The organism is Salinicola socius (assembly GCF_001937195.1).
GTDB lineage: Bacteria > Pseudomonadota > Gammaproteobacteria > Pseudomonadales > Halomonadaceae > Salinicola > Salinicola socius.
On sequence record NZ_MSDO01000117.1, the window covers coordinates 1 to 597 of the forward strand.

Annotated in this window: 1 protein-coding gene and 1 tRNA gene; both read left to right on the forward strand. The window is 60.8% G+C overall.

Annotated elements, in window-relative coordinates:
• Window positions 1-372, forward strand: a 372-nt coding sequence (locus tag BTW07_RS19130) for a pseudouridine synthase family protein (protein ID WP_482822369.1), incomplete at its 5' end; no start/stop codon positions are given.
• An 87-nt stretch (window positions 373-459) separates the two neighbouring features.
• Window positions 460-535: transfer RNA gene (locus BTW07_RS19135), tRNA-Lys, on the forward strand.
• The last annotated feature ends 62 nt before the right edge of the window (window positions 536-597 follow it).

A 597-nucleotide genomic window follows, 5' to 3' on the forward strand; every position in this document is an offset into this window, starting at 1 on the left:
GATGGCCCGGCGCGTTTTTCCGACGTGCAGGAGTTCGGTGGTGAAGGCATCAATACCTGGTTCCACGTCGTGATCCTGGAAGGGCGCAACCGTGAGGTTCGCCGGCTGTGGGAGTCCCAGGGGCTGACAGTGAGTCGGTTGAAGCGCGTGCGCTATGGCAACATCTTCCTCGACAAGCGGGCCAAGGCCGGCGAGTGGACCGAGATGACCCAGGACGAGATCGACGAGCTGTCGACCCTGGCCGGCCTCGAACCGCGCAAGGTGCCGGAGCTGACCCCTGACGAGAAAAATCGCTGGAGCCGCGACAAGAACAAGCGTCGTCCGGTGACGGCGATGAAGAAACCGCGTCGTCCGCGACGCGAAGACTCCTGATTCCGGTGTCGTGACAGCCGCCTCGGGGCGGGAAAAAACGCTTGCCTGCTCCGATGGTTATGAGTAATATGTGCGCCCAGTCGGAAGGGGTCGTTAGCTCAGTTGGTAGAGCAGTTGGCTTTTAACCAATTGGTCGTAGGTTCGAATCCTACACGACCCACCACTCTCCGACGGGTCGATGCTTTTGGCGCCGATTAGCGCCATGGATCAACAGCGCATGGGTCG